This window comes from Phormidium pseudopriestleyi FRX01, from assembly GCF_017313335.1.
Taxonomy (GTDB): domain Bacteria; phylum Cyanobacteriota; class Cyanobacteriia; order Cyanobacteriales; family Laspinemataceae; genus Laspinema; species Laspinema pseudopriestleyi.
Genome location: NZ_JAFLQW010000068.1, coordinates 1 through 3,538, shown reverse-complemented (window position 1 = coordinate 3,538; position 3,538 = coordinate 1). Strand labels below are relative to the sequence as shown.

2 protein-coding genes are annotated in these 3,538 nt (G+C 48.6%); one reads left to right on the top strand and one right to left on the bottom strand.

Going from position 1 to position 3,538, the window contains the following annotated elements; translation table 11 throughout:
* Positions 1–109: 109 nt before the first annotated feature.
* Complete coding sequence (locus J0895_RS02960; RefSeq protein WP_207086643.1) at positions 110–1,591, bottom strand: SagB/ThcOx family dehydrogenase; 1,482 nt, start codon at positions 1,589–1,591, stop codon at positions 110–112.
* 448 nt (positions 1,592–2,039) lie between these two features.
* On the opposite strand from J0895_RS02960, the gene J0895_RS02955 reads away from it, so the two are divergent.
* The gene (locus J0895_RS02955) at positions 2,040–3,482 is read left to right on the top strand and encodes a hypothetical protein (RefSeq protein WP_207086642.1); all 1,443 of its coding nucleotides are present in this window, start codon (positions 2,040–2,042) and stop codon (positions 3,480–3,482) included.
* The last annotated feature ends 56 nt before the right edge of the window (positions 3,483–3,538 follow it).

Below are 3,538 nucleotides of genomic sequence, written 5' to 3'. Positions count from 1 at the left end.
TTTGTAAGGCTTAATTTGCCATTCGGCACGATTAACACCCTGTTCGGGTTGGATGAATAGGGTAGGGGTACCCAGGGGTTCAGTTAATCCGTCCACGCGCAGAACATCATCAAAAATGCCATTTCGGGCGGCGATCGTCAAAAAATCCTCCGCTGCCACTGACTCCTAATCCCATATAAATCGCCGCCAAGTTCAGCCGTTGTCCCAGATGTCCCGCATCCAAATGTAGGTAACGATAAACCCGATCGCCATATTTTGCGATCGCCTTCTTTAAATCTGCCGTATGAAACACCAACGCCGAAGCATCTCGTCCCAAATCTTGGCCTAAACACAGATAATGCAATTCCCGGCGGAAATTTTTAAACCGAACTTGCCGCAATTCCTCCGCTTTCGGCGCGTAATAATAACAGCCTTCATCTAAACCTGTCACCGATGAAACGGCAATAAAGGTTTGAATATCCTCTAAATCAAAAAAGTCAGGATAGCCATCTAAATTCTGATAGGTGTAATGTTCCGAATGATAGGTAAAATCCAACAATGCCTTCAATTCATCAAAGGACAGCGGTGCACCGGAATAGGCGCGAGTCGATCGCCGTTTCAAAATGGTGTTTTCCAGCCCTTCTAAATTAGTTCGCCAGTCAATTGGGCGAGTTTTAGTCGAGACTTTACTACAGAAGGGGAAGTTATATTTATCCTCCTCTGGTTCTTCCTTCTCACTGAGAGACCATCCCCCGATTCCTGTCTTGTCTGAGTTGATTTTGGTCGCTTGATGGCAATAATCCAGCAATTCTCCATCGGGAATCGAGGGATAATCAGTCTGGGTTGCTGAAGGTAAGGCGGTGTGATATTTTGGCAGATTTTGGTCGATATCGAGCAAATCCGCAAGGGGGATAAAGGTAATCAAAGATTCCTGAGTGGGGTCGAGGTAAAGCAACTCATTGAGTGCATCATCGTGAAATCCGGCGATCGGATGAGGGCGGTAATCTGTTAAGGAAGCAGCAAGTTCGAGATTGCCTAACAGATGTCCGGTATCCAGAAAAATCCGGCGATAGGCGCGGTCTTGGTAACGCCAAGCGGACCGAAAGAATACTGCACTGGTGGCGATCGCCAGTCGGGTATGTTCTAACGCCGGATGCCAAAAGGTAGCCGCTTGTAAGGCGGGCCACACATCGCTATCCCAAAATCGAATTAAAGAATGATTTCCGGCTTGATAGTTATACAAACCGGGCGGTAATTGGGGGGTTCCCTTGGAGATTAAGTACAGTTCTGCGGGGTACAGTCCTCCGGCAGAGGGTGCGGATCTTAAATAGATTTGACCTCCAGTCATGGTTGCCAGCTTCGCGGTTAAACCATAGGTGCAAAATAGCAACCGTGAGAGTCGATTTAATCCTTTGCGGGCGACATCTTTCCCGCCATCGGGTTCTTTTTTTAGATAGGGTTTGAGGTCAATTGTGGCCCCGATTTTATATTCTTTGAAGGGGACCGGCTGATTTTCCCAATCGAGTTGATGACTTTTGGCCCCTAGGGTATCTGGATCGTATTTGGTGCGATCGTGATAATGCTGGGCGATCGAGAGTGGCAGTTCTGTCATAAGTTTGAGTCAAAGTGGAGGAATATTCTTCATTTCATCCTCGATCTTGACATCCCTGAGTCCCAAAATTGCTGCACTCTTGGTAAACCTCTGAGGTTGAGGAGGCCAGTTTCCTTTGACTGTAAGCGGTTACAGGGTTTTTTTCTCCGATGTGGCAGATTTTTGGTCAAAGCGTAAGATAATGTTAGTTACGTTACAGTCAAAGGTCTATAAAAACCCGCACCCTGAAGGGTGGGTCTACACGGACAAAGCCCGCCTGCGCGGGCTAAAAGCGAAAACCGACTTTTACCAACCGGATTTGGTATCAGTTTTTCTCAGTCCCACCCCCAGAGGAAGTGAACCAAAATCCCCCCAATGACCAATGACCAATAACCAATGACCAATGACCAATAACCAATGACCAATGACCAATGACCAATAACCATCCCCCCTATCTTTTCTGAAAAACATGGGCAAGCGCTGGCTATTAGAATGGTACTGTCTGGCAATCGTTGTTATGGTCCCTGGGTCTTGGTGGATTTATAGATCCCTAGAACCGAAACCCTTTGCGTTACCAAAATCGGCCAAAAACGAACCTTGGGCTGTCCAAAGTGGGCTAAAAATTGCGAAATTGCGCGATCGCGTTCCGACGGTGGACCGCGTGGTCCTCGTTCCCGATGAGGCGACTTTTCTGTTCGCCATTCGCCAATGGAGTCTTCAAGGTCGCTGGCCGATTTTAATCGAAGATACTCAATATACCAAGCTGTTTCTCGATCGCTTCCAACCGGCAGAAATCGTTCGCTTACCGGCTGTTAATACTCCCTTACCCACGGGTTTTGCTTTGCGACAAGCGATGCAAAATGCTGTTGCTACGGCCTGGGATGCCCCTAATCGCTTTTCCCTAAATAGCCAATGGGATAATTTGGGATGGGAACCGCTTGGTGCGATCGTTACCTCTCTAACGGACCCCGCATGGCCTGCGGCAGTGGCTTTAGCCAGCGATCGCGGTCAGCCTTTGGTGTTTTTAGAAGGGGATTTTGGACAAGCCAATGACCGCTTAGACTTGGCTACTTGGACGGTTTTAAAAACCCAGATAGAAACCCTGGTCAAAGACACCGGATATGCCTACGATACTCTCGGAGATGCGATCGATACCGTGACCCTGGTGAAAGAATTAGCGGTTAAATATCAATCTCCTGAAAATGCCAATGTAGATTTAGCCGTAACTGATGGATTGGGACGCAATGAAACGGGCGATCGCTGGGCAATCGTCGGCTGGATTTATGGAACTCCCGCCCGGTCGGTTTATCAAGCTATGTCTGCCATTTTTATCGATGCTGAAACTGCCCTATTTTATGATAGCTATCCCCAAAAAGAACCCTGGATTCAATATGAAATGAACGAAGCGGCTGTTTTGTTATCGGAAATGGGCCTGAATGTTCAGGTGATTCAACGACCCCAAGCGACGGTACAAACCTGGAAACAACTGGGAGAAACAGACCTCAATTTTGATACGATATGGGTGAATTCTAAAGGAATGTCTACCGTATTTGCAGCAGGAGGAGGAGATGCCTCGGTGGAGGATATTCCGCAACTCAAATATCCGGCGATCGTGCATTTTATTCATAGTTGGTCCGCCACCACTCCAGGCGATCGCAATACCGTCGCGGGTCGCTGGCTAGAAAATGGCGCATATTTATATGTTGGCAGCGTCCATGAACCCTTCTTAACCGCCTTTATCCCGCCCACCCTCCTCGCCCGACGCCTCAAACGAACCACCCCTTTCCTGATCGCCGCCCGCCAACTCGAATCCCCACCCTGGAAAATCACCACCATCGGCGACCCCTTAGCCATCATCTCTAAACCCCGGGTCCGTCTCAATCCCAGTCAACTCCCCCTACCCACGCCCTAATCAGGGGTTACCCATCACCTTTAGAACGGTAGGGGCAATTCGCGCATCGCCTCTAC